This window comes from Aeribacillus composti, from assembly GCF_007827555.1.
Taxonomy (GTDB): domain Bacteria; phylum Bacillota; class Bacilli; order Bacillales; family Aeribacillaceae; genus Aeribacillus; species Aeribacillus composti.
The window spans coordinates 48304-74597 of the sequence record NZ_VISS01000012.1; the positions used below are offsets into that span (position 1 = coordinate 48304).

The window sequence follows — 26294 nt, forward strand, 5'->3', positions numbered from 1 at the left end:
CGCTGTTGATTTTTCGCTATACATGCGACTAGCAAGCAAAAATTACACCATTTTATTAAATTCTTTTCGAAGACGCTTAATAATTCTTTTTTCCAATCTTGATATGTAAGATTGAGAAATCCCGAGCATGTCAGCCACATCTTTTTGCGTTTTTTCTTCTCCGCCATGCAATCCAAACCTAAGCTCCATTATTTGTTTTTCTCGTTCATTTAATTGCTGCAGCGCCCGCATTAATAGCTTTCGGTCAACATTAGCCTCCAAATCCTTTGTAATAATATCGTCTTCTGTTCCGAGAACATCCGAAAGAAGCAGTTCATTTCCATCCCAATCAATGTTCAACGGTTCATCAAAAGAAACTTCAGATCTTGTCTTATTATTTCTGCGCAAATACATTAATATTTCATTTTCTATACATCTAGATGCATATGTCGCAAGCTTGATCTTTTTTTCGGGATTAAAGGTGTTGACTGCTTTAATTAGACCGATCGTCCCAATGCTGATCAAATCTTCAATATTGATGCCGGTGTTTTCAAATTTTCGGGCAATATACACGACAAGGCGCAAATTTCGTTCAATCAAAATCGAACGGGCAGCCTTATCGCCGCTCGGAAGTTTTTTTAACAGTATTTCTTCCTCTTCCTTCGAAAGCGGAGGCGGCAGCGCTTCGCTTCCGCCGATATAATAAATTTCATCTGTTTTGATCCCTAATTTTGTTAAAAACTTGTACCATATATACGTGAGATAAAGCTTAATTTTTTTCATGTTGTTCCCCCTTCTAAACAAATTGGTTTATGAGTATGCTATGAATAAAGGCTAAGAAGCATCTTTTTGTTTACCCGTCTGGATCATTTTTGGATGAATAATGCATTGATAATCGTCTTCGCTTGAAAGCCGCGAATGATTTAGTCCAATAAGCGGGCGGGACAGCATTAATGATTCTTCTTTTGTATGAATCACCACTTCGTCTGCTATTACGGCTAATAATAACTGAAGATCCTGGCCAACTGACCGGTACGGAATAATTTTCAGCCTGCCGATCCATTCTTTCTGTTCTATTGCTGTCACAGCCTCCATAGGATTTCGATTTGAAATGACTTGGTGCATACTTTCAGGAAACACGGTCATTAATTTTTCCGCTTCGGCAATCATGACTGGCTTCTTAGTGATGGGATCATACAATTGATTGCCGCTGTCAATCAATCCTTTTACTGTTACTTTTTTCTCCATCATCGTGATCGAAACATCGACAATTTGATCATAGTGGATTTTTTTTGCTTCAACCTGTTCAAGCCGCAAGCGGGAAAAATACCAAATAATCGGAAAGCCGACCACGATAAATAACCAGCTGACAGGATTTCCGAAGCCATTTCCATTTGTTAAAATCATGTTATTTTGAAATGAAAAGCCTACTTGAAAAAAATAATAAGTGCCAAGCATACCTCCCCCAACTGCAAAAGTGACAAAATAGAAAGTCAATAAATTTTCTATAAAGTAGCGAAACTTCTTAAAGCCAAAAGCATAAAGAACCATCACACATGAGAGGATTAGTTTTGATTCCGGACGGCTCGCCAGCTGTGCGAAAGGCGAAAAAAGCAATATCACAATAGCGGAGCCGATGAGCGAAGCAATCATTATTTTTTTCCATACAATGTTTCTCTTTAAGATGATTGCTGTAAGAAAAAGGAGCATGATATCAAAGCAAAAATTCATCAGCCAAATAGCATCCAAATAAATGGTCAACCGCCTCTTCCTCTCCCACCATTCAATTTTCTAGGCTTCTGACTTGCTATTAATAGGTAGTATAAACGCTATTCATTCCAAATTGTGTCAAATAGTGGCGAGTACAGCATACAATTTTTGACGGATTCCTAATGTTTTCGTCGAATGGAAAAATGGTTAAAGAAAAAAAAACGGTACAAGCCTTTTAGAGGAAGAAAGCTAAATTGCTGAAGTTGTAAACACTTTCGTTAAGAGACGATGGGGAAATTACAGGAGATCTTTTCTTAAAAAAGCTGTGTAAATGTTTATACTTTTTCAGAACGAGGAAAAAGCCTGGCTAAAAAGCCAGGTCCTTTCGCGTATATATCTGCAATTTATATTCCACAAAAAATATTAGAACTTACCATATACATGGCATTAAATTTTCAGCAAGGATCCGCATTTTTTTCAAATGGCATGTCGTATTTTTTCATAAAGTTTTGATTCATTCGTTTTGCTATTTTCGGGAACGCGTGCAAATCTGTTTATCTATTTTTACATAATTTTTTGATTCTTTCCGCCGTAATGCGATTTTTGAACAAATCATGCCTAATAGGAATCTCTGAATCCTGCAAATATTTATGTTCCAGTCCAATATTTAAACTGTTTTACGCATGCAAATATTAAAAACCTTCCATTTTGCCCGCTTGATGAGCTTTAAGAAAAAAGCATGGATGACGTCTATTGTCACCCATGCTTTTTTTAGCGGCGCTTTCTGTTTCTTAAAAATGTCGGGATGTCAAGCGTATCTTCTGTCTGCTGCAATGCACGGCTCGTAATGTCGTGAGTCGGCTCTTCCTTTTTCACTTCACGCTTAGTTGCAACATTTGGCTTCTTATTAGGAGCAAATGGTCTCGCTTCTTGCTTGCTAGGATTTATTTCAGTTTCTCTAAATCCAGTTGCAATCACTGTTACAACAATTTCATCCTTCAAATCTTCATTAATAACAGATCCAAAGATCATGTTGACATCTTGGTCCGAGGCTGATGCAACAATATCGGCTGCTTCTTGAACCTCATATAGGCTTAAATTTGTTCCGCCGGTAATGTTCATCAATACTCCTTGCGCCCCATCGATTGAAGTTTCAAGAAGCGGACTTGAGATTGCTTTTTTGGCAGCTTCAGCCGCTCTGTTCTCTCCCGTTGCTACTCCGATTCCCATCAATGCAGAACCTTTGTTCGACATAATCGTTTTCACGTCCGCAAAGTCTAGATTGATGAGTCCCGGCACAGCAATTAAATCAGAAATACCTTGCACTCCTTGACGAAGAACGTTATCCGCTTCACGGAAAGCTTCAAGCATCGGCGTATTTTTATCAACAATTTCAAGAAGTCTGTCATTCGGAATCACAATAAGAGTGTCAACGGCTTCTTTCATGGCTGCAATTCCACCAGCCGCCTGCATAGCGCGTTTTCTTCCTTCAAACGTGAACGGCCTCGTGACAACGCCGACCGTCAGTGCTCCTAAATCTTTGGCAATTTGCGCAATGACAGGTGCTGCACCAGTTCCGGTGCCTCCTCCCATTCCAGCCGTTACAAACACCATGTCTGCACCTTTTACAGCTTCTTCAATTTGTTCCTTGTTTTCTTCAGCAGCTTTTTTTCCGACCTCTGGATTTGCTCCTGCACCAAGGCCCCTTGTCAATTTTGCGCCAATTTGCATTTTTGTTTCTGCTTTTGAAAGGTTTAATGCTTGTGCATCAGTGTTGACAGCAATGAACTCTACACCTTGCACACCATGTTCAATCATCCGGTTGACGGCATTATTTCCGCCGCCTCCTACTCCAATAACTTTAATTGTTGCAAAGCCGTCAATATTCGTATCGAACTCCAACATGCAAAATCCTCCCTAATCCATCAATGCTCTATTGACGAAATTTATTCGAAAAAGTACCCAAAAAATTTCTTCACTCTGCTCATTTTTTCTTCATTTTGACGCTTCGTTTTTTGCTTTAAAGTCACTTCATTCGCTTCACTCGGAACAGTTTGCTTAATCTGTTCCACCTCCACCTTCGATCCAATCCGTCTCCCTTGAATTTTTGCATTTTTGTAGGCAAACTGGATGAGACCGACACCTGTCATGTATTGAGGATTTCTAACACCTATGTAGTCGGGGCTAGCAATCCGAACATTGTGGGCGAGTACAGTTTGAGCAAGTTCAAGCACACCAGGAATGTTTGCACTTCCGCCAGTTAACACGAAACCTCCGGGCAATTCCCTGAAGCCCAGTTTTGCAATTTCTTGAGCTACAAGCAGAAAAATTTCCTCCATTCTAGCCTCAATAATATCAGCTATTTGAAGCTGATTGAATTTTTGCATTTTATCGCTGCCTATAATCGGAACATCAAACACCTCGTCTTCAGATGCATGATCATAAAAGGCATGTCCATGTTTAATTTTAATTTTTTCAGCATTTTCTGTGGAAGTTCTAAGACCAATTGATAAATCGTTGGTAATGTGTTCTCCCCCAACCGGTAGAACGGAAGTTGTTTTTAACTCTCCGTTTTCAAAAACTGCAATGGTAGTGGATCCCCCGCCAATATCGATAAGAGCTACGCCTAAATTTTTTTCGTCTTTGGATAAAGCAACTGAACCACATGCGAGAGGCTGAAGTGCAATATCCGTAATTTCAAGGCCTGCACGTTCAACGCAGCGCAGTAAATTATGTAGAATAGTTTTTGATCCGGTGATGAGCAGCCCTTCCATTTCCAGCCTTACTCCCAACATTCCCCTTGGATCATGTATCCCGTCAAGACCGTCTACAATAAACTGCTTCGGAATGCAATCTATAATTTCCCGATCTGGGGGAATGGATAAAACTTGTGCAGCTTCAATGACACGCCTTACATCTTCATTTTGAATTTCTCGGTTTTCACTTGAAACTGCCACTACTCCTTGACAATCTTGAAGTTTTACATGAGAGCCGCTCACACCGACAACAACTTTATGGAGGGGCATGCCGATCATTCTTTCCGCTTGTTCCACAGCCTTTTTAATAGAATGAACGGTTTCATCTATATCAACAATTGATCCTTTTTTTAAGCCTTTTGATTTCACATTACCAACACCAATAACGTTTAACGATTCATCCATCATTTCGCCAATGATTACTTTTACATTGGATGTACCGATGTCAAGACTGACAAATATTTCATTGCTGTTCAATGCTTTTGGCACCTCCTTATCCAATACTACTATTCTATTACGTCCAATAGAACAATACAATGAAACGAACGTTACATATTTGTTTCAATTTGTATATGTGTAAATTCAACACTTGATCTATTTTCCCTTTTAAAAGTTGGATTTTTTTTTGTGCGTATTTCTGCCGCTGTTCCATTTTGCGATTAAAATTCTGCGAATAACCGCTATATTTTGGAAAAGCCGAACTCCAAAAGCAAACATTGCTACTAAATACAAGTCTACACCAAGATGAACGCCGAGAAAAGCTAAACTTGCAGCTAAAAGTATATTAAAAAAGAATCCGGAAACAAACACAAGCTCATCATAAGAATTTTGCAAGTATGCCCGGAATCCCCCGAACAGAGTATCAAGCGCAGCAAGTATGGCTATTGATAAATAGTTGGAATATTCATCTGGAATTTGAATGTTGCTGTACAGACCTAAGATGATACCTAAAAGAATTCCGATAACCGGGAGCCACATAACTAATTCCCTTCCTTTTCATCTTTAAGAGGTGCCATATTTTGAATGCGGATCGATTTTTCATAAGGCGGTATAATTAGCTGTTTCTGCGGTGCAGATACGGTCAATTTCAAATTATCAATCGCAAAATCGTCTTTCAATGCAGATCCATTTATTTTACTGTAAAGTTTTTCAGCGTCGTTTGATAAAATTTTGATTTCAATCGGGTAAGTGTTCAGACTGTTTCCGTCAATTTTCGTTATTCCGTTAATATCGCGGATAACGGTTGTGTTGACAACTCTGTATCCGTTTATTGAAATTTCTTTTGCTTCATAAGAGTTCACTTCATTGATCAGACGCTTTAAAAGCTCTGGCGAAATCGGCTGAATAGGTTTTCCGAGCAGGTTGCTGTCAAACAAAGGCTCAACTGTGAGAACGACACCCTCACCTTTTACTTCGGTTAAACCCGCTTTCGCCTTCAGCTCTTCTAAAGTATCTTTCAACGCTTTTTCAGGACTTTCGTTTTTTTCCATTTCCCTTTGCATTTGGTCATATTTGCGGATTTCTTCTAACAATTCCACTTGAAGCTTTTGTTCTCTTTTTAAATCTTCACGGAGCTCCCACATATCCCTCGTATCACGCTCGTCCGGTTCTTCTATGGATCGATATTGCACGCCAAGCATAAACCCAAAAATTGTTGTAATGATGGAAAATGTAAAGGCAAATTTCCATTTTGGTTTAATCAATCGTCCATCACCTTTCTTTTTTCTAGAGCTAGGTTAGCTAGGGTTTCCGCTAATCATCCAGTTCATTTGACAAATAGGGCCCCATTTTAATTTCTTTTTTCTTTTCCACCTTTACAACAATATTTTCATAGGCAAGCTGATCCAAAACGCCTCCTGCAATGTTTAGCGCCTGCGTCAATACCTCAGCATCTCCGATGGCAGAAATAACAAATGGAGCGGGAAATTGGTTTCCATCTACCGTTACGACGGGGCCGTTACAGATGATATAAGAATGATGGAATATTCTTTGTCCGTTGATCGCTACAGCGGTCGCACCTGAAATGAGCAATTCATTCACAACTTTAAAGATGTGGCTTTCATGAACAATATAATTGTTCACATTTTCCCCTTCTGGAACATAAGAAGAGTCTTCGAGCGTCACTTCAATCCCTTCGCCGACAACCCCTACCTCTCCTACAAACATCCTCAATTTTTCAACATCTTCAACTAAGTTATAATAAAGCTCTTTCTCTTTTTTCAATTGCTCTTCAATTTCTGTAACTTTTTTTTGTTTTTGAAAAAGCTCCTCCTGGAGCTTCCGGTTTGTTTCTTCTTGATTGATCAGCAGCTTTCTTGTTTCATATTCTTTTTCCCACTGTTCTGGTGATACATTCAAATCTTTTCTTTCTTTTGTCCATTGAAAAGAATATGAAATTAAGAAACCGACGACGAGCATAATAAAAAATAACATGACATGGCTGGCATTAGCTTTCCTCATCGGCTTTGTCCCCTTTATTCTTCTGTGATCCTTTCTTGCTGTAAGGCTCAAAATAAGAACCAACTTCTAAGTGGATAATCCCTTTTACTTTCGGGTTGAGTTCTTTTACAATCATTGGATATGAACGCATTTTTTCAGCAAAAGTTTTCATAGAAGCTCTCACTTCATAGCCGTTGTTCATAAATAATGTAATTATGTACGGATCCATTTTTTCCGGCGTATAGTGAACCTCAGAAATGGAATTGGAAATGGAATGCGGAAGGTTTGTCAATTGTTCAGTCATGAGATGAGCAAATTCAGCATCGTCAAAACCGAATAAGATCGGAGCATCAGGCACTTTTACGCTTTTTTGTCCATCTAAAGTTTCCCCGTTTTCCAAAACCGGGTAAAAGGATGATCCATTGGACACGTAGGCTACTCGTTTCATTTCTTCAATTTCAATCCGAATGGTGTGAGGGAAAATTTTGACTATGTTCGCACCTTTCACTTCTTTATGTTTTTTCAAGGCTTTGATCGTTTTTTCTTTATTAACACTCCAAAAATTCGTCTGTTGATCGATACCGGAAAGCGAAATGATTTCATCGCTGGGAACATTGACATTTCCGCTCACTTCTACGTTTTTCACTTTGCTTAACGGCGTTTCTAAATAAATAATTAATAAAATAAGCAAGGAGAAGGTGAGAATAAATAGTATAAATCTCCTATTTGCCTTTTGTTTGCGCTGCTGCTTGAGCTTCGGTATCCGATCCTCGATTGAAACGATTTTTTCTTTTTCCAAGTCTATGTTCACCCCATCCTAGATTCATTGAATCCAGGTTTAATATATAAGCTTGTCCAAAAGGAGCAAAAAATGTTTAAAGGTGAAAAAACGGCAATAGCATGCCGTTTTAAAAAAATCTTGTTGAAATATTATAACATAATGTACAAGCTGAAAGGGAGAAAGATTTTTCCTATTTATTCCTTCCAACAATTTCAACTTCCGTTTCCATTTTGATTTGGAATTGCTCGTAAATCGTCTTTTTTACAAAATCGATGAGGGCCAGAACATCTGAAGCTGTTGCATTGTCTTCATTGACAATAAAATTCCCGTGCATCTCCGATATTTTTGCGCCTCCGATTTTGTAGCCTTTTAAGCCGGCTTTTTCAATGAGCTGACCAGCATAATGAGGAAGGGGGTTTCGGAAAATGCTTCCTGCGCAAGGATGGTTCCAAGGTTGTGTTTCACGGCGATATTCTTTATTTTTTTGCATCGTGGATACGATGCTGTCTCTATCTCCTTTTTTTAATTGAAATACCGCTTCTAAACATATTCCCGGGCGCTTTTTTTGCAAGATGGAGCTGCGGTATGAAAATTCCATTTCTTTATTGGAAAGCCATTCTAATGTCCCATCTGCAAACAAAATATGCGCCTTTTTGAGAACATTTGAAATATCCGAGCCGTGCGCACCCGCATTCATATAGACCGCACCGCCTACAGATCCGGGAATGCCGCTGGCAAATTCTAAACCAGACAATCCTTTTCTGCTGATCAATGTTGACAGGCTGACTAATGAATAGCCTCCCCCTACTGTGATCTCCTCATCTTGAATGGTTAAATGGCTGATGCCGTTTCCTAATTTAATTACGACCCCGGCAATTCCTTCATCTAAAACAAGTAAATTGGATCCTCTCCCTATTACGCGCCAATCTGCATGATGCTTTTTGATGATTTCCATTGTTTTCATTAAGCCTTCAATGCTTTTTGGCTCGACAAACACATCTGCCGGTCCGCCGACTTTCATCGTTGTATGTTTTTTTAACGGCTCATTCTCAAGCACTTTTCCTACATCAGCTCGAATTAACTCTTCCAACAGCTGCTTCACATGTATCCCCCCATTTTCAAATCTTGTTATTAGCAGCGGCAAGTTCGTTCATGACTTGATAAAGCCTTTTGGCTGCATCACGAACTCCCAGTTCAAAAGAAGCTTTGCTCATGCTCTTCAACGTTTCCGGATTCAGTAAAATTTGATCGATCAACGTTAACAAACGATGCCCTGTTAAATTTTGTTCAAGCAATAAAACGGCAGCGTTTCTTTCACTGAGTGTGCGGGCATTTGCTTCTTGATGATTGGCTGTAACATACGGGCTTGGAATTAATATGCTTGGAAGACCAAGCGCTGTTATTTCCGCTAAAGTCGTAGCACCTGCTCTTGATACGATTAAATCAACTGCTGCCAGCACATCCGGCATTTGGTGGATAAACGGTTTGATAATAATATTTTTCAGCCGGCCGCAATCACCTATTTGTTCCATTATTTGCTTGTAATGAACCTCACCGGTGACATAAACAATTTGATACGGCTTTTTCGATAATTCGTCAAGGATGCTGAGGACAGATTCATTAATCGGTCTTGCCCCGCGGCTTCCTCCAAAGATGAGCACGGATTTTACATTCTCTGTTAAATTTAAAGATGATTTACCTTTTGCCCGATCGCCGCCAATCACTTCCTGCGCGCGAGGATTTCCTGTTAGAACAACTTTTTCTTCCGGAAAAAATTTTTTGGAGCTTTCAAAAGAAATGGCGACTTTATCAACATATTTTGCTAAAAATTTATTAGTCAAACCAGGCACGCTGTTTTGTTCGTGGATGATTGTCGGTATTCCGAGTCTGCTGGCTGCATAAACGACTGGTCCCGAAACATATCCTCCAGTCCCAATTACAACATCCGCCTGAAACTCTTTTAGCAGCTTTTTGCAGATGGCGAAGCTGTTGAAAAATCGATAAACTGTTTTAACATTATCAAACGACAGCTTTCGTTTAAAACCGCTAATTTTAATCGCTTTAAACGGGATCCCTTCCCGTGCCACAATCTCTTTTTCCAGTCCATTTTCCGTCCCTATATATAAAAAATTGGCATGAGGGTCATATTTTTTCACTTCTTTTATGAAAGCAAGCGCAGGATAAATATGACCGCCGGTTCCTCCTCCACTTACGACAATGTTCATTCAAAAAGCCCCCCTGAAATGTTAGAAACTTTTTATAAAACAGTTAAAAGAGGCTGAGCAAACAAGCCGAAAAGCCCCCTTTTTTTCCATATTTATCCAGATTGGAAAGCTTAATATTTTGCATATCGGCTAATATTTAAAAGCACCCCGATTGCCATCAGCATTAACGTCAGTGACGATCCTCCATAGCTTAAAAACGGAAGGGTGATGCCCGTTACAGGCATTAATCCTGTGACAACCCCGATATTGATCATCACTTGAATCGCAACCATTGCAACAATGCCGACAGCTAGCAAGCTGCCGAATAAATCAGGCGCGTTCAACGCGATTAAAATTCCCCGCCAAAGCAAAAGAGAGAATAATAAAAGCACAAGAGAACCGCCTATAAACCCCAATTCTTCCGCAACGATCGCAAAAATAAAATCTGTTTGTGGCTCGGGCAAATAAAAAAACTTTTGTCTGCTTTGACCCAATCCTAATCCGAAAAGGCCTCCAGGGCCAATTGCATAAAGCGATTGAATAATTTGAAACCCGCTCCCAAGCGGATCCTCCCATGGATTGAGGAACGAAGTGATCCTTTTCATACGATAAGGAGCTGATAACACAAGAGCGGTAAAACCGAGTGCACCTATCAATCCCAGTCCGATAAAATGGCTAATTTTCGCTCCTGCTGCAAAGATCATGACGACACATGCTCCCATCATCACCGTTGCTGTTCCTAAATCCGGCTGAAGCATAATGATCCCAAATGCTAAAAAGACTAATCCTAAGGACGGGAAAAGCCCTTTTTTAATGGTTGTTACAAATTTTTGATTTTCGGACAAAAATTTAGCCAGAAAGGCGATCATCGCTAGCTTCATAAACTCAGAAGGCTGAATGGAAAATGCCCCGACACCGATCCAGCTTCTGGAGCCATTTCGTACAACGCCAATTCCAGGAATCAACACGGCAATCAGCAAAACGAAGCATACGATTAAAAGCACCTTTGCCCACGTTCTCCATGTCCAATAGTCTATATTCATAAAAAAGAACATGGCAACAATGCCCAAGGCAGCGAACAGCAGCTGCCGCTTTGCAAAAAAGAATGCATCGTCAAATTTATACGTTGCCCATATGGCGCTTGCGCTATATACCATGATTAAACCGATCGAAAGCAGCAAAAATGTGATCAAAATTAAAATGAAATCTGGAGATTTGCTTTTTGTCGACACGCCGAACACCCCATCTTTTTTAAGCTTAAGGGTACGAGCCCTTATTTTAGCTTATGCACGGCGTTTATGAAAATGTCTCCTCTCTCTTCGAATGTTTTATATTGATCCCAGCTTGCACAGGCCGGAGAGAGCAAAATGACATCACCTATATCCGATATGCGAAACGCCGCAAAGACTGCTTGTTCCACATTATCGACATGTTCTATCAGTTCTATTCCAGCCTTCTTTGCAGCCTTCTTTATTTTTGGGGCAGTTTGTCCAAAGGTGATGACTGCTTTCACATGTTTGAGATACGGGATTAATTCATCAAATTCATTCCCCCGGTCAAGCCCTCCGGCCAGCAATACAACAGGGGATGAAAAAGCTTCGAGAGCCTTTGTTGTTGCCAAAATATTCGTGGCCTTCGAATCGTTATAAAATTTTCTTCCTGAAACTTCGCCAACATATTGCAGGCGATGCTTTACACCTGAAAACGATGCCAGCACCTTTTGAATCGCTTTGTTTCCAACATTTTTCGCCTTTACTGCACAAATAGCGGCCAAAATATTTTCTAAGTTATGCTTGCCGACAAGAGCGATATCTTTTATATCAATAATTTTTTCACCATCATACCAAATGGATTCATTTTGGATATAAGCACCATTTGATACTTCCTTATTGGTTGAAAAATAAATTTTCTTTCCGTTTGACAGTTCGGACAGACGCACAACATCTTGATCATCCGAATTGATAACCGCAACCGATTGGTCATCTTGGTTTGAAAAAATTTTCCCTTTCGCTTGCATATAATTTTCGCGAGTTCCATGATAGTCTAGATGGGCATTAAAAATATTTAACAAGACCGCGACTGAAGGTTTAAAATGAATGGTTCCTAAAAGCTGAAACGAGGATACCTCCATAACTACAATTTGTTCCTTTGTCGCTTCCTGTACAACTTCACAAGCCACATTTCCGATATTTCCTGCCAGCAGCGGCTGTTTTCCATCTGCCTTCAGCATTTCGTATATTAAAGTTGTCGTCGTCGTTTTTCCATTCGATCCAGTTATCGCAATAATTTCCGCTTCAGAAATTTGATACGCAAGCTCGACTTCGGTTATAATGGGAATATTTTGGCTCGCTGCTTTTTGTACGATTGGGTTTGTGTATGGAATGCCTGGATTTTTTACAACAATATCAATATTATGCTCCTCGAGCAATTGTTCCGGATGTTCTCCTAAAATAAGTTTGATCCCTAAACTTTCAAGTTCTTTTACATCATCATTTGCTTCGTATGGTTTCATGTCGTTTACGGTAACACGAGCACCTAGTTTATGCAATAATTTAGCGGCTCTCAAGCCGCTTTTCGCCAAACCTAATACGAGAACGTTTTGATCGACATACATTTGTACATTTTTCAATTATAACCACACCTCGATGATAATTCCTAGTATTGCAAAAAGCAAACCCATCGCCCAGAATGTCACGACGACTTTCCATTCCGACCATCCGTTTAATTCATAGTGATGATGGAGCGGGCTCATTTTAAACACTCTTTTTCCAGTCATTTTAAAGGAAATTACTTGAATAATGACTGATAATGTTTCAATAACAAACACGCCGCCAATCACTATAAGCAAAATTTCTAATTTTGTCAAAATGGCTACAGCGACAATCGCTCCTCCTAAAGCCAATGAGCCAGTATCTCCCATGAACACTTTTGCAGGGTGAGCGTTGAACACTAAAAAGCCTAATACGGAACCGACCACTGCAACACTAAAGATGGCGATATCATATTGACTATTGTTCCATGCCAATACAGCAAATGCTCCGAAAGCAATTGCAGCGCAGCCGGATAACAATCCATCGAGACCGTCGGTCAAATTGACGGCATTTGAGCCGCCTACAAGCATAAACAAAATAAGAACGGGGTAGAGCCAGCCAAGATCAAAAGAAAGTTCCGTCCCCGGCAATCGAATTTCTGTAGAGAACTCAAATTGATTTAAAACAAAATAAAAAATAACCGCAACAATGATTTGACCGATTAATTTTTGTTTTGAAGTCAGACCGAGATTTCTTTTTAACACCACTTTAATCATATCGTCTAAAAATCCGAGGAGTCCGTAACCGATCGTTACAAACAACAGCAAAAACGTTTCGATCCCCGGTTTCGAAAATTTATTGGTCATGACAATAGTGGTGATAATGATGGATAACATAATCATGACTCCGCCCATCGTCGGAGTTCCGGATTTTTTTTGGTGGGATTTTGGTCCTTCATCCCGAATACTTTGGCCAAATTTCAGCCTTCTTAAAAATGGAATAAAAATGGGAGAAAGTAATACACTGATTAAAAAGCCCATTAAGATGGTAAAAAGCACGACTTGTTCTAGCATTTATACTTCCTCCTCCCACCAAAACCAACATTTGCCTTTATATCCATATGATTATTGATGTTAAACCATTCCAATTTCATAACAAATCCTCTTCCTGCTTGATTATTTATTCTCTTTCAATTGAATAGCGCGAATAGCCACTTTTCGATCATCGAAGTCAAATTTTTTGTCCCCGATTTGTTGATATGTTTCATGGCCTTTTCCTGCAATGACGACGACATCTCCTTCTTCTGCATTGCTGATTGCAAATTGGATGGCTTCCTCTCGATCGACAATTGAATGAAAAGGTTCTCCGTCGACACCAGCTGTCATATCTTTTAATATTTGATGCGGATCTTCATTTCTAGGGTTGTCGGAAGTAAAAATTGGAATGTCAGCCCACTGAACAGCAATTTTCGCCATAAGCGGACGCTTCGTTCGATCGCGGTCTCCTCCGCAGCCAACGACTAAAATGACTTTCTTTTTGGCAAGCTCCTTCACCGTTTTCAATAAATTGTCCAAGCTGTCTGGTGTGTGTGCATAGTCAATAATGACGGAAAAATTTTGTCCGCAATCTACTAACTCAAATCGGCCGCGCACACCTTCCATCGATTCGACCGCTTCGATGATCTTCTCGATCTCAACTCCTGAAACTAAAGAAGCCGCAATAGCAGCAAGAACATTATAAACGCTGAATTTCCCGACTAATTTCATTTGTACAGAAAATGTACCTTCAGGAGTAACGAGGAGAAAAGAAGTCCCGCTTGCATTCATTTTCAAATCTTTCGCCATAATCTCACATTCGTTTTCAATTCCATATGTAACGATATGGGAAGAAGTCATATGTCTGTAATAGTCAGAGGCTGGATCATCACCATTCAATATAGAAAATTTTGGATGATTATGATCATATTTATTTCCGAGCTGAGCAAACAATAATCCTTTCGCATTTCGATATTCTTCCATTGTTTGGTGATAGTCTAAATGGTCTTGGGTGAGATTCGTAAATACTGCAACATCAAAATCACAACCGTGGACTCGTCCCATATGCAGCGCATGAGAGGAAACCTCCATACTGACGTGGGTCACGTTCTCCTCGATCATCTTTTTAAATGTTTTTTGCAGGGTTAAGCTGTCAGGCGTTGTATTTTTTACTTCGTATTGTTGATCATTTATTTTTGTATACATTGTTCCGATTAAACCGGTTTTATAGCCGGCATTGCGAAAAATATGATCAATCAGATGAGTCGTAGTCGTTTTTCCGTTCGTGCCCGTGACACCGATGAGGTGAAGCTTATGTGTTGGCTGGTCATAAAAATAATCAGCAAGCACAGCCATTGCCCGTTTTGTATCATTTACGACAATTACCGGGATATCACCCGGCAGATCGTTCAGCGGTTTTTCTGATAACAGAGCGGCCGCGCCTTTTTTTACAGCTTCTAAAGCAAACTCATGACCGTCTACCGTAAAGCCTTTGATGCAAATAAATAAGCTTCCTTCCTTCACAGCACGCGAATCCATTTCCAATGAAGTAATCTCAGGATTCCCATTACCATAACGTTTATAATGATGTAGAGCAGTGAGAATTGCATCTAATTTCATAACGATAATCCTTTCTCAAAAAAACATTCTCCATTATTTTATCTTAGCTTAAAATGAGCGACAAGGGCTTTTCAAAAGCAGTTGTTTCAAAAAGCCCTTTTTTAGAAAATTATTCGTCTGCTGCCGCCTCGTCTCCTAATAAAATTCGTACAGTAGATCCTTCTTTTACCTTTACGCCTGCTTTTGGCGATTGTTGAACGACTACCTTGCCGTCGCCGTTTACATCAAGTTTTAAATTCACAAGCTGTTCAGCGAGCTCCTGTTTTGTGAGTCCTAAAACGTCCGGTACTGTGACGAACTTTTCATCCAGCCAAGTTTCCTTTTTTTCCATTTGCTTCGTTCTAGGCTTCACACCGAGCTGTCGGAGACTGTCTTTTATGATTGTTCCTACAATTGGCGCGGCAACTACACCGCCAAATTGCACCGTTCCCTTTGGATTATCAACGGCGACATAAACAACTATTTGAGGGTTGTCTGCAGGTGCAAAACCAATAAACGATACAATATGATTATTTGTCAAATATCCTCCGCCGGGAGCAGCTTTTTGCGCAGTCCCCGTTTTTCCTCCTACCCGATACCCTTCAACAAACGCTCCTCTTCCTGTACCTTTTGCAACAACACTTTCAAGAGCAGCGCGAATTTGTTTGGATGTTTCCTCGGAAATAACGCGTCTTTTCGCCTCAGGAGTCTTTCTTGATACAACATCTCCCGTATCCGGGTCAATCCATTCTTTTGCGATATTCGGTGTATATAAAACACCGCCGTTGATCGCGGCTGAAACAGCGGCCACTTGCTGGATCGGCGTTACAGAGACCCCTTGGCCGAACGCTGTGGTCGCAAGCTCGACAGGTCCAACCTGACTTTCTTGAAATAGAATGCCGCTTCCTTCACCTGCTAAATCAATCCCCGTTTTTTCACCAAAGCCAAATTTTTTAATATATTCAAACAAAGTCGATGTTCCCAGCCTTTGTCCAAGTTCAACAAATCCCGGGTTGCATGAATTTTGAACAACTTCAAGAAACGTCTGATCCCCATGTCCGCCTTTTTTCCAACATCTTAATGTCGCACCGGCAACTTTTACATAACCCGGGTCGTAAAAATGCTCTCTATAAAGATCAACCTTCTTTTCTTCAAGAGCGGCTGCTAACGTGATAATTTTAAATGTTGATCCAGGTTCATACGTGCTCCAGATCGGCAAATTTCGGTTATAAACTTTCGGATCGACATGCTGATATTTTGTCGGATCAAATGTCGGTCTTGATGCCATGCCTAAAATTTCTCCGTTGTTCGGATTCATGGCAATGGCAATTATTCCGTCCGGATTGTATTTCGATTCGGCAATGTCCAATTCCCTTTCGATGATCGATTGAATTTTTGCATCAATCGTCAGCTTTAAATTCAAGCCGTCCACAGGAGGCATATATTCCTCCACTTCATTTGGCATTCTTTTTCCTTTAGCATCAGAATAAAATTTAACATATCCTTTTTGGCCTTTCAATTGCCGATCATAATATAATTCAAGTCCGCTTAGCCCTTGGTTGTCGATCCCTGTAAAGCCTAAAACGTGCGCTAAAAGGCTGTTAAACGGATAATATCTTTTAGAATCTTCGGCAATGTAAACGCCTTTTAAATTTAAACTGCGTATTTCTTGCGCTTTTTCGTCAGATATTTTCCGCCCTTCAGGATGAACACGGACAATCATTTCTTTTTTCGTTACGTATTGATAAGCTTTTTCCGTCGGCATATTTAAGACAGAAGCAAGCTTTTGAGCCGTTTCAGCTGGATTTTCGACCTGACGGGGAATGATAAATACGCTCGGGGCACTGACATTTGTCGCAAGCTTCTCCCCATTTCTGTCCACGATTTCTCCCCGCTTTGGTTCAAAAGGAATATTTCTGCTCCATAAATCCTTAGCAAGAGAAGTTAATTGCCCGCCTAACACAAATTGGACATATCCTAGTCTTACTTCGATCACGGCGAAAATCAAAAAACCTGCCAATAGAACGAAAACGAGCCGTTTTCTTACTGTTACATTTGAAACGCGCATATATACGATAACTCCCCTCATGTAGGTTCGCTATCAAAATATATGCCTCGTCCATTTAATATAGAACAAGCTTCAAGCGGAAGCAGGCGCCCGCTTGCCGAACCGTTCCCAGATACATTTTTTTAAAAGCGGGCTCCTATTGTGGTACTACTTAGGCTTTTTTAATTTAATAGTTAATTGATCTCCTTTTCTAATTTCAGTGCCTGGTTTAATATTTTGTGCGTTAACATATCCGCTTCCTTCATATTTCAGCTCAAGCTCCATGATGGAACACAGCTTCATCACATCCCGCAACGACCATCCGGAAATGTTCGGCATTTTCACAGCTCCGTCCGTTAGAAGAAACACTTTTTCTCTTTGGATCACCCGTGAAGTCGCGCTTGGATATTGGGAGGTGACGGTGGCTCCGCCGCCTAGAACAATTGGTTGAATTTGCTGTTTTTCGAGCTGTTGAACGGCTTGTTGAACCTGCTGGCCTTTATATTCAGGCAGTAAAACTCCGACTTCTTTTTCATTTTTAACATTTTTTTCTTCCTTCGCAGCAGCAGTCGTCGGTTCAATTTTTAAATATTCAAGACTATTTTTCATCACTGATTTAAAAATCATGGAAACAGGAGCTGAACCGGTTTCTGTCGGCTTCAACTTCGGCTGCTGAACAGCAATGTAAACAATGAGCTCTGGATTTTCTTTTGGAGCCATCCCTAAAAAGGAAAATACATAATTTTCCCGGCCCGTTAAATAACGTCCTCCTTCTCCTGCTATTTGAGCTGTCCCAGTCTTCCCGGCGATGTGATACCCCGGTATTTGAAAAGGTTTCCCTGTTCCATGTTCAGATGTCACAACAGTTTCTAAAATGTCAAGCGTTTTCGCAGCAGTTTCTTTTGTGATTGGTTCGCCTTCTACCGATGGTTCCGTCTTCTTTAGCACTCGATTTGTGTCAGGGTCTACAATTTTATCGATGACATAAGGCTTCATCATCTTCCCATCGTTGGCAATAGCTGTTGCAGCTTGTACGAGCTGGATTGGTGTGAAAGCTGACGCTTGTCCAAATGCAGTCGAAATTTTATCCCTCTCCCATTTGTAATTTAATTTGCTGTTCTCTTCGTTCGGCAAATCAATACCCGTTTTCTCTAAAAACCCAAAACGATTTAAATATTGATAAAACCGCTCAAGCCCAATCTTTTTATGCGCTAATATGGCGAAACCGACATTGGATGACCGCTGAACAGCTTCATCAAACGTAATGGTGCCCCATCCGACATTGTTATGATCGTATATAGGACTTGCGCCTTTTACTTTATACATCCCGGACTTATATTTTTCGTTGCCGTTATAAACCCCTTCATTAACCGCAGCAGCTAATGTAAAAATTTTCATTGTCGAACCAGGCTCAAAACGGTAAGAAACAGCGTCATTGTAAAAATTTTGAATATCACGCTCGTTTGGATCAAAGCTTGGCCGCTGAGACATCGCTAAAATTTTCCCCGTTTTTGGGTCTGCGACAATTCCGATCATTTTCGTCGGCTGATATTGTTTTTCAGCTTCATTTAACGCATCTTCCAAAAACGTTTGAATTTTTTGGTCAATTGTTAAATAAACGTCGGCTCCGTTATTCGGCGTAACAATTTTGTCTTTGCTGCCCGGCAGCTTGTAGCCGCTTCGGTCGCTTTCATATATCACATATCCGTCTGTTTCCTGCAAATATTTATCTAAGCTTTTTTCTATCCCCAGCTGCCCGGTTGTTGTTCCCGTCTTTTCATCTCGCTTGGCGTAGCCAATCACATATGATGCAAATTTTCCGTTTGGATAAAAACGTTTTGTATCGCGAATAAAACCGATGCCGGGCAATTTAAGCTTTTCAATTTGCTGTTTTTTCGCAAAGCTGATGTTTCTTCCTTTTTCTCCGAATTCGACCTGAAATTTGTCTTTTTTCAAAATAGTTTCGATTTCTTTCTGTTTCATTCCAAGAATGGGAGCTAATTTTTCTGCCGTTTCTTCAGGATCGACAACATGATTCGGATGGTCGGGATCCGTTGTCATTTTTTCATCCAATACAGCTACTAATGTATAGGTAACAGTATCTTCAGCGAGCACGTTTCCTTTTTGATCCAATATTTGGCCGCGGCGGGCTTCAAGCATGCGCTTTTTTTCATATTTTTCTTTTGCCTTTACAGCTAGCACTTGACCATCGACAGTTCCTGTCGCTTGAATGTAGAAAAACCTCCCAAATAAGATAAAAAAGAGCAGAACAAATATTACGGATAATATTGCTGCTCCCCGATTCATATTTTTGCTTTTCTTCATCCCAATCAGTCCTGTATGCCTTTTACTTTGCTTGGATCTAATGTGAAGCCTAAGTCTTTAGCAATTTTATAAATTCTTTCAGGTCTTTTCAATTCATCGACCTGAAGGTTTAAATCACTGTTGATTTTTTCCTGATTTTCAATTTTAGCTTCGATTTTCTGCATTTCTATATTTGCTTGATACAATTTCACACTATTTGAGATAATCCAAATGGAGCATACCAGCATCAAAAATAAAAAAACAACAAATAACAGTTTCTCGCCTAATGTAATGGAGGATCTTTTTCGTTTAACAACGAGGGGTTGTTTTGCATGCTTCTTTTCTTCTTGTCGCCTTTCTTGAATTTTGACAGCTAAATTGCTCATAGAAAACCTCCTATTTTTTAATCTTTTCTGCTATACGAAGTTTAGCGGATCTCGCCCTTCGATTTTCTTCAATTTCTTTTTCCGACGGCACGATCGGTTTTTTTGTTATAATTTTGATTTCTGGCAGCATTTCGTTGGGAATTATCGGTATGTTGCGCGGAATTTCTGCTTGGCTGGCAGCTTTTCTAAACGCCAGTTTGCAAATTCGATCTTCTAAAGAATGGAACGTAATGACACATATCCGCCCTTCTGGAGCTAACAGTTCAATTGCCTGACTAACCGCGCTTTCAAAAGCGGAAAGCTCGTCATTGACGGCAATTCTAATTGCTTGAAAGATGCGTTTGGCAGGATGCCCGCCTTTTCTTCTAGCGGCGGAAGGAATGGCCTCTTTTATAATTTCCGTCAGCTCGCCAGTTGTTTGAATGGTCTTTTTTTTGCGGGCAAGTTCAATTTTTCGAGCAATTTGCTTTGAAAATTTTTCTTCTCCGTATTGAAAAAAAATTTTTACAAGCTTTTCATAGGGCCAGGTGTTGACAATGGTAAAAGCGGAAAGCTCTTGGTTTTGATCCATTCTCATATCAAGAGGAGCGTCATATTGATAGCTGAAGCCTCGTTCCGGTGTGTCCAGCTGAGGCGAAGATACTCCCAAATCAAACAAAATCCCGTCTACTTTATGAATACCCCTAGAGAAAAGCTCTTCTTTTAAATGTTTAAAATTGCTTTTGATGATGGTTACTTTATCTTGGAAGGGCTCGAGTTTTTCCTTCGCAAAAGCAATTGCAGCTTCATCTTGGTCAAAGGCGTATAAATGTCCAGTTGTCAGCCTTTTAGCAATTTGTTCGCTATGGCCTGCCCCTCCTAATGTGCAATCAACATAAATTCCGTCCTCTTTTATTCGTAAACCTTCAATCGCTTCATCCAGCAAAACTGTCTTATGTACAAACAATATCCAGCACCTCGTTTCCAACGGAAGAAGTTTTGATCATGGATAGGATGAACATCAAATATCAAAATCAATCATGTTTTCTGCAATTTCTTCAAATGATTCTTCTTGTTCAGCCACGTATTGCTCCCAATTTTGTTTGCTCCAAATTTCTATCCGACTGGAAACGCCGATGACGACGCATTCTTTTTCCAATTTCGCGTAAGCAAGAAGTGGAGCCGCAATGTTAATCCGTCCTTGCTTGTCCATTTCACATTCAATAGCGCCGGAAAAGAAAAATCGTGTAAAAGCTCGGGCATCTTTTTTTGTTAATGGGAGAGCTTTCAGTTTCTCTTCAATCACTTTCCATTCGCTGAGGGGATATCCAAACAAGCATTGATCAAGACCTCTCGTGAGAACAAACTTCTCGCCAAGGCCTTCCCTGAATTTTGCGGGTACGATCAATCTTCCTTTTGAATCGATCGTATGTTGGTATTCTCCCATAAACATCACGTTGGCCCCACTTTCATTTCTTTTCCACCACTTCCCCCCACTTTTCACCACAAATTTATTGTACTATTAATGGACATAAAAAAAAACCCTGTATGACACAGGATTTTTCAAAAAATAGTTTTATAATTTGACAATTTTATGTTTTCCATTGAAAGTATATGTCAACTGCTGCAAATCTTTTACAAAATTCGGCCCATATTTGTTTAAATAGTAATAAATATTCCATACTCTTTCTTGCCATTGATTATTCGGTTTCAGTGAATACTCAATACGCCTGAACTTTTGCAGCTCTGCTTCATATTTTGCATGTACCTTTTTTTGAACGATCCTTTCCACAAAATCTATCTGCTGTTCGATAAATTGTGCGTTTTTCCGCAATACGGGCGCTAAGCTTTGGTCGAAATCCTCTATTTTTTCTCGCAATGACCGATGAATGTCCTCAATCTCTTCTTTTGCTTTCGACACATATGCGCTGACATCAAAAGGCTCCTTTTGTTTAAACCACCTATGTTTTAACGGTTCAACCCCCTGCTTAAGAACCTCTTCCAACGGCAGGTCCAATTCTAGCAAGTCCGACTCTATGTTTCTTTCTAAAATCGTCAAATGAATTCTCGGAATAACTGGCGGCACATTCATCGAGAATAAATGAAATACCTCTTTTAATTCTGCCCAATACGCAATTTCTCCTGGTCCGGCGATAAAAGCCAAAGTCGGAAGCAAATATTCCTGCATGACCGGTCTTGTCACTACATTATTGCTGAACTTCCATGGATTCATTCTGACTTCTTCTAAAAGATCAGACAACGAAGACGTCCAATTGATTTCAGGGATCGAAAACAGATTCTTCTCTTTTTCTATGAGCAAATAGCGCTCATCTTCTATTTGATAAAACAGATTGGCGCAGTTTTCTCTCATTGTAATTGCTTGATATGGATATCCTTCTTCTTTTAAAATTTGCTGCTGCTTGACGACTTGATGATAAATGCTGTCAGTTGCCATGAGCATTTGTTCGAAATAAGATTTTTCCAATTCCCGCAATTCTTTTGATCCAGAGTTGATGAGTACAATTCCTTCATCTCCGAACATGGAGATGAGTAATCGTTCAAAAAATTCAACATAAGTGGTAGATTGGTCAAGCTCATGATACAAAGAAGCAAGCAAATGTTTCGTATATTTCGTTTCGCCAAATGCCGCAAAAACTTCTTCCAGCCAAATGCGACAAGCGTTTTTATCAATTGATAACTCCGATATCATTGTTTTTTTTCGCTGTGTTTGCATGATCGTTTTCTTTTTCAAACGCCCTCTGTCTGTCACATAGAGATGATTAATTTCGTCAAAGTCATGATCCTCCCCCGCGATCCAAAAAACGGGAACAACAGGTATGTTCAGCTTTTTCTCTTGCTCTTTCGCCAATGCCAATATGGAAATGATTTTATGTATTGTATATAAAGGTCCTGTTAAGAGTCCAGCTTGCTGACCGCCCACAACGACGACACTATTCGGATTTTTTAATTTTAAAATATTCTCCATTATCTGTTCTGTTGCGTTCAGCCGCTTATGATATTGGATTAAAACATCCGCCAGCTCATCCCTCTTATAAGTCCTTGATAAAATATCGTCATATCTTTTTTGAAATACATCTTCTTGAAATGGATCATAATCAAAATATTTTTCAACCTCTAATCGCCGATTTATATAATTGTTCACAAAAGGATTGGATTGAGGAAGGAAGAGTTCAAACGCCTCCATATCTATTAACTTCCTTTCTTCGTTCATTATCATTACCCCGACAAGAGTATAGCATGTAATATTTTCAAACAAAAAAAATTTGCTTTTTTTTATTCACATTTGATTCATTATGTACACAAACACCCCGATGATCGCCATGCTCTCAGACAGCAGAAAAAATATTAAAAAAGAGCTTCTCCACATCATTTTCAATGCTTTCATCCATTTGATCTCGTCAGTGAATACGAATTGAAGTCCAGCTGTCGCCAAAAAAAGCAGCAAATATAAACAAAGCAGCCATAAAAACGATTGATGATGCCAAATAACAGAAAGCTTGATCCAAAATGAAACGGCAAAAAATACAGTAGCCACATCAACGCTCAAAAGGAAAGATTTTTTCTTACTCTTTAATAAAACACGAAAAAGAACCAAAAACAGCAGCCACGCGGCCAATGGAAACGTCACAAAAAAAGCGATGATTCCTATAACAATTCCCATCAACGTTCCTCCCGGTTTTCCAACCCTTTAATCGCATTGTACAAAAATTCCATTGTACAAGTATGAGCACCCTTTTCTTCCCCTTTTTGAATGAGATCCCCTAATATTGAATCAATTTCTGTTTTTTTATGATGTTCAATATCCGACAGCATTGATGAACGATTGTTTTTTGTCTTTATTGCAATACTTTCAATATATTCCCATAAATCATCCTTATCATTTATTTCAAGAACATCACATACTTCGTGAAATAGCTTTTTGGCAAGCTTTGCAACATAAGGATTGCTGACGATGTGGCCATTCGGCATTCGAAATAAGGCAGTTAATGGATTAATAACTGCATTGGCGGCCAATTTTTTCAATACAACCGGCTCCCAATCCTCTTCATATTGTATCAAAAATAAAGGATCAGACGTATTTAACTGATCAATAAATTCCCGCGCCCCACCGCCGTCATACGGGCTGATGCGAATTTTCCCAATACCAGTATGGTGAACGGTATTGGGGGATTTTTTTAAGGCGCCGTGCTCTACAACACCTATATACAATTCATGTTGGGCAAGCTCTTTCATTCTGCCGATATGAGTTATGCCGTTTTGAACAAATACAATCTTTTTCGGCGGCAATTGCTTTAGATTTCCAAATAATGACGGCAGACTATATTGCTTGACAGCAATAATTAATAATTCTTCATTATATAATACATCTGCACGTGATTTTACATATGCAGTCCAAGGGTTCGGGCCTATGACATGTATCCCTTCTGTCCTTACCGAAATTGCCTGCTCTTCCGTCTTTGTATAAAGGGTAATGTCATGTTTTCGGCTAAGGTATGCCGATATTAACAAGCCTACAGCTCCTCCGCCAATTACACCGATCTTCAAGTTCTCCACCTCTCTCATATGTATCATAACAAACAAAAACTAAAAATTCTTCTTTTTCCTGAATATAATTAAAAATTTGATTATATTTGCTTTTTTATTATTTTTTCAATGTTATTTTCTCTTTATGTTTAGTATAATGTGAGTGAAAAGGCGTCTATCATTATAGCGGCAATTGGGGGAGATTCGCCATGGTAAAAGTGGAAAAATTATTAGTCAATTATAAAACTTTAGAGGAATTTAAAAAATTTAAAGAATACGGTTTACAAGAATTATCCATGCTGGAGGATTTAGAAGCAAATATTATCGAAAATAACAGCGATTCGCCCTTTTACGGGATTTACTACGGAGACAAATTAATTGCCCGGATGAGTTTATATCGGGTGGATAAAAAATATGATCAATATTTTGAGCCAAAACAGGACTATCTTGAGTTATGGAAATTGGAAGTGCTTCCTGAATACCAAAGAAAAGGGTATGGAAAAGCGCTGGTTGATTTTGCCAAATCGTTCGGCTTGCCTATAAAAACAAATCCGCGTATGAAATCGGCTGGCTTTTGGGAAAAGATGGGCTTTGTCCCTGTAAAGTATGATATGAAACGAGATCGTGGAGAAAATCCTCTCGTTTGGTATCCTAACGGTGTCACTGTCAAAGAAAAGGGCGCTCATTAAAAAAAGACGCTGGCAGCGTCTTTTTCAAAGTCAGAAGTCGATAGTTGATGAAACCGGCACGCTTTGTCGGTTTCATCTATTTTTAGAATCTCCCTTTTTTCATTCCTGACCGAACTGAAACGGTCTTTTTTTATGTTTCATTTTTTCTTCCTCCGCCTCTTCTTTCAATCCTGCTCGTTCCCTCACTTTTTCCATCATTTTAATAAAAGCGTAAAATTCATTTTCAATCTTTTTCAATTGTTCATGTAATTGTTCATTTTCGTTTTTAAATTCTTCTACTTTTTGTTCTAGAAAAGAGATTTTTTCACGCAAGCTTTTATTTTCTTCTTCCAACCGATTGTTCACCGGTTGGTGCTGTGTAGACTTTAAAAAAGCAATCACATCATCGATAGTGATTTCCGATCTTCCACCTGCTTCCTCATAATGAAGCAGCTTTTTTTCGGAATTTTTCTTTTCTTTTTGCTGTCTAAATTTTTTACGTTCCTGTTTCGCAAGTTCAATGTCTGTTTCATATTTTTTTCGCAAATATGAATTCCAGCGAAAACCGCATGCAGCAGCCGTTCTTGAAAGTTTCTCCGCAACGATCTCAAAAGCCTTTAGTTGTGTTCCGCCTTCGCGAATATGCTGCAAAACAATTTCTTTCAAGAGCAGATCTTCATCCTCTGTCCATGCATCTTGCCGTGACACCGCCATTTGTTCATCCCTCCGTTTTGATTTGACTTTTTCTTAAAAATGATTTTTTAAAAATAGAATGAGATGTAACAAATCAATTGTTGCTTCCATTCTCTTTTCTAAATTTTGTGATGCGAGCTTTTTGCCTCATCTCAACTATTTCATGCAATTTTTAATAATATATATGCCTGTAATAGAAACGATAGAAGCACAGTTTTAGTTGAAAGGAAAAAGAATGTGCTTCTTTCATTGACATTTCTTCTGCTTCCTAAAAAGTTTTTTTTGAAAATCGAGGGAGAATTGAGAGATACATTAGTAAATTTGGAAGAAGCGGTTGTTCTAATTCGGCATTCGACATTTTCTTCACATCTTTTCCCATTCCGCCAGCAGGCTGGCTGTCAAAAAAGAGGATATTTTTTAGAGTCTAGCTTGGAGGAGATTTATGCTAAAAGGACAAATCTTCTACTCATATTCGTGAAGTCGTTCGCTTAACATTAGAGGAAGGATCGTTTTCTCGGCAGCTTCATGGGGCCTTAGGAATAAAGAGGATGCACAGATTGCAGAATGGATTAAGAAATTTTCAAAGATTCAAGGAAGCCTTTGTGCCAGGAGAAAAAAATATGTATGTATTGAAAAGCT

Annotated in this window: 24 protein-coding genes; 1 reads left to right on the top strand and 23 read right to left on the bottom strand. The window is 39.5% G+C overall.

Translation table 11 applies throughout. From position 1 onward, the window contains the following. Positions 1-42: 42 nt before the first annotated feature. The 22 genes from sigE to FB379_RS08045 all read right to left on the bottom strand — a co-directional run bounded on the left by sigE (position 43) and on the right by FB379_RS08045 (position 24315). On the bottom strand, positions 43-762 hold the full coding sequence (sigE, locus tag FB379_RS07940; protein ID WP_063388487.1) for an RNA polymerase sporulation sigma factor SigE: 720 nt from the start codon (positions 760-762) through the stop codon (positions 43-45). 51 nt (positions 763-813) lie between these two features. Then, positions 814-1740 carry a sigma-E processing peptidase SpoIIGA gene (gene spoIIGA, locus FB379_RS07945; RefSeq protein WP_063388488.1) on the bottom strand — a complete coding sequence of 309 codons (927 nt, stop codon included), beginning with the start codon at positions 1738-1740 and terminating at the stop codon, positions 814-816. Positions 1741-2460: 720 nt separating this feature from the next. Further along, positions 2461-3594, bottom strand: coding sequence for a cell division protein FtsZ (gene ftsZ, locus FB379_RS07950; RefSeq protein WP_144597716.1), 1134 nt, complete (start codon positions 3592-3594; stop codon positions 2461-2463). A 41-nt stretch (positions 3595-3635) separates the two neighbouring features. Further along, positions 3636-4922 carry a cell division protein FtsA gene (gene ftsA, locus FB379_RS07955; protein WP_063388490.1) on the bottom strand — a complete coding sequence of 429 codons (1287 nt, stop codon included), beginning with the start codon at positions 4920-4922 and terminating at the stop codon, positions 3636-3638. 129 nt (positions 4923-5051) lie between these two features. Then, entirely contained in the window at positions 5052-5423 is a 372-nt protein-coding gene (locus FB379_RS07960) for a small basic family protein (protein WP_063388491.1), read from the bottom strand. Positions 5424-5425: 2 nt separating this feature from the next. Further along, positions 5426-6148, bottom strand: a complete 723-nt coding sequence (locus FB379_RS07965; protein WP_232515562.1) for a DUF881 domain-containing protein — start codon at positions 6146-6148, stop codon at positions 5426-5428. Positions 6149-6197: 49 nt separating this feature from the next. Then, positions 6198-6905, bottom strand: a complete 708-nt coding sequence (locus FB379_RS07970) for a DUF881 domain-containing protein (RefSeq protein WP_063388492.1) — start codon at positions 6903-6905, stop codon at positions 6198-6200. Continuing rightward, complete coding sequence (locus FB379_RS07975) at positions 6892-7683, bottom strand: cell division protein FtsQ/DivIB (RefSeq protein ID WP_063388493.1); 792 nt, start codon at positions 7681-7683, stop codon at positions 6892-6894. Before FB379_RS07975 ends, FB379_RS07970 begins: the two co-directional genes overlap by 14 nt. 172 nt (positions 7684-7855) lie before the next feature. Beyond that, a complete protein-coding gene (gene murB, locus FB379_RS07980) occupies positions 7856-8767 on the bottom strand; it encodes a UDP-N-acetylmuramate dehydrogenase (protein WP_066251810.1) in 912 nt (303 codons plus the stop codon). Positions 8768-8783: 16 nt separating this feature from the next. Further along, positions 8784-9890 carry an undecaprenyldiphospho-muramoylpentapeptide beta-N-acetylglucosaminyltransferase gene (murG, locus tag FB379_RS07985; RefSeq protein WP_144597717.1) on the bottom strand — a complete coding sequence of 369 codons (1107 nt, stop codon included), beginning with the start codon at positions 9888-9890 and terminating at the stop codon, positions 8784-8786. A gap of 110 nt (positions 9891-10000) precedes the next feature. Beyond that, positions 10001-11101: a stage V sporulation protein E gene (spoVE, locus tag FB379_RS07990; RefSeq protein ID WP_063388496.1), complete on the bottom strand. Its 1101-nt coding sequence runs from the start codon at positions 11099-11101 to the stop codon at positions 10001-10003. A gap of 41 nt (positions 11102-11142) precedes the next feature. After that, complete coding sequence (gene murD / locus FB379_RS07995; protein ID WP_422386926.1) at positions 11143-12498, bottom strand: UDP-N-acetylmuramoyl-L-alanine--D-glutamate ligase; 1356 nt, start codon at positions 12496-12498, stop codon at positions 11143-11145. Then, entirely contained in the window at positions 12499-13473 is a 975-nt protein-coding gene (gene mraY / locus FB379_RS08000; RefSeq protein WP_066251816.1) for a phospho-N-acetylmuramoyl-pentapeptide-transferase, read from the bottom strand. Positions 13474-13575: 102 nt separating this feature from the next. Further along, on the bottom strand, positions 13576-15054 hold the full coding sequence (locus tag FB379_RS08005; protein WP_144597718.1) for a UDP-N-acetylmuramoyl-L-alanyl-D-glutamate--2,6-diaminopimelate ligase: 1479 nt from the start codon (positions 15052-15054) through the stop codon (positions 13576-13578). Between the two features lie 109 nt (positions 15055-15163). Beyond that, the gene (locus FB379_RS08010) at positions 15164-17101 is read right to left on the bottom strand and encodes a stage V sporulation protein D (protein ID WP_144597719.1); all 1938 of its coding nucleotides are present in this window, start codon (positions 17099-17101) and stop codon (positions 15164-15166) included. 147 nt (positions 17102-17248) lie between these two features. After that, on the bottom strand, positions 17249-19405 hold the full coding sequence (locus FB379_RS08015; RefSeq protein WP_199757331.1) for a penicillin-binding protein: 2157 nt from the start codon (positions 19403-19405) through the stop codon (positions 17249-17251). A gap of 5 nt (positions 19406-19410) precedes the next feature. Continuing rightward, on the bottom strand, positions 19411-19770 hold the full coding sequence (ftsL, locus tag FB379_RS08020; RefSeq protein WP_130156250.1) for a cell division protein FtsL: 360 nt from the start codon (positions 19768-19770) through the stop codon (positions 19411-19413). Positions 19771-19780: 10 nt separating this feature from the next. Then, positions 19781-20716: a 16S rRNA (cytosine(1402)-N(4))-methyltransferase RsmH gene (gene rsmH, locus FB379_RS08025; RefSeq protein WP_130156249.1), complete on the bottom strand. Its 936-nt coding sequence runs from the start codon at positions 20714-20716 to the stop codon at positions 19781-19783. Positions 20717-20770: 54 nt separating this feature from the next. Next, a complete protein-coding gene (gene mraZ, locus FB379_RS08030; RefSeq protein WP_063388503.1) occupies positions 20771-21202 on the bottom strand; it encodes a division/cell wall cluster transcriptional repressor MraZ in 432 nt (143 codons plus the stop codon). 123 nt (positions 21203-21325) lie between these two features. Further along, positions 21326-22981: a bacillithiol biosynthesis cysteine-adding enzyme BshC gene (bshC, locus tag FB379_RS08035; RefSeq protein WP_158640174.1), complete on the bottom strand. Its 1656-nt coding sequence runs from the start codon at positions 22979-22981 to the stop codon at positions 21326-21328. A 66-nt stretch (positions 22982-23047) separates the two neighbouring features. Continuing rightward, on the bottom strand, positions 23048-23431 hold the full coding sequence (locus FB379_RS08040; RefSeq protein ID WP_094246096.1) for a DUF3397 family protein: 384 nt from the start codon (positions 23429-23431) through the stop codon (positions 23048-23050). Next, a complete protein-coding gene (locus tag FB379_RS08045) occupies positions 23431-24315 on the bottom strand; it encodes a 2-dehydropantoate 2-reductase (protein WP_158640175.1) in 885 nt (294 codons plus the stop codon). The genes FB379_RS08040 and FB379_RS08045 overlap by 1 nt, the downstream gene beginning before the upstream one ends. Before the next feature lie 188 nt (positions 24316-24503). Between FB379_RS08045 and FB379_RS08050 the strand changes: the two genes are divergently transcribed. Further along, entirely contained in the window at positions 24504-24983 is a 480-nt protein-coding gene (locus FB379_RS08050) for an N-acetyltransferase (protein ID WP_063388507.1), read from the top strand. A 99-nt stretch (positions 24984-25082) separates the two neighbouring features. Here FB379_RS08050 and FB379_RS08055 read toward each other — a convergent pair whose 3' ends face one another. Then, complete coding sequence (locus FB379_RS08055; RefSeq protein WP_144597722.1) at positions 25083-25676, bottom strand: RsfA family transcriptional regulator; 594 nt, start codon at positions 25674-25676, stop codon at positions 25083-25085. Positions 25677-26294 lie beyond the last annotated feature (618 nt).